This is a genomic window from Mesorhizobium sp. M7A.F.Ca.AU.002.02.1.1 (assembly GCF_003998535.1).
GTDB classification, from domain to species: domain Bacteria; phylum Pseudomonadota; class Alphaproteobacteria; order Rhizobiales; family Rhizobiaceae; genus Mesorhizobium; species Mesorhizobium ciceri.
This window is the reverse complement of the sequence record NZ_RZPB01001459.1, coordinates 1-527: the sequence shown is the minus strand read 5'-3', so window position 1 is coordinate 527 and position 527 is coordinate 1. Positions and strand designations below refer to the sequence as shown.

The 527-nt window shown below is 65.1% G+C and carries 1 protein-coding gene; it reads left to right on the top strand.

Annotation, left to right across the window (positions count from 1 at the left end; genetic code table 11):
- Positions 1-23: 23 nt before the first annotated feature.
- The coding region (locus EN879_RS38360) for a transketolase C-terminal domain-containing protein (protein ID WP_281034643.1) at positions 24-527 on the top strand (504 nt) is incomplete at its 3' end.

Sequence of the window (527 nt, the reverse complement as noted above, 5' to 3'; positions counted from 1 at the left end):
GCGTACGCAGCACGAACGGCATCTTGACCTGGCCGTTCGTGCTGCGTACGCAGGGCGGCGCCGGCGCCGGCGCGCAGCACTCCAAGTCGCTCGATTCCATGCTTGCCCACATACCCGGCATCAAGGTCGTTGCTCCTTCGACGCCCGCCGACGCCAAGGGCATGCTGAAGGCCGCGATCCGCGACGACCAGCCGGTGGTCTTCCTCGAGCACAAGCTGCTCTACAACACCCGCGGCGAGGTGCCGGAAGGCGATGTGACCGTGCCGCTCGGCAAGGCGGCAACCCTGCGCGAAGGCAACGATATCTCGATATTCGCCACCTCCAAGATGGTGGTCGAGGCACTGAAAGCCGCGGATCTTCTCGCAGCCGACGGTGTTTCGGCCGAGATCGTCGATCTCCGGTCGCTGCGCCCGCTGGATGTCAACGCCATCGTCGCCTCGATCGCGAAAACGCACCATGCCGTGGTGGTCAACGAGGGCTGGCGCTTTTGCGGCTACGCCGCCGAGCTTTCGGCAACGATCATGGAT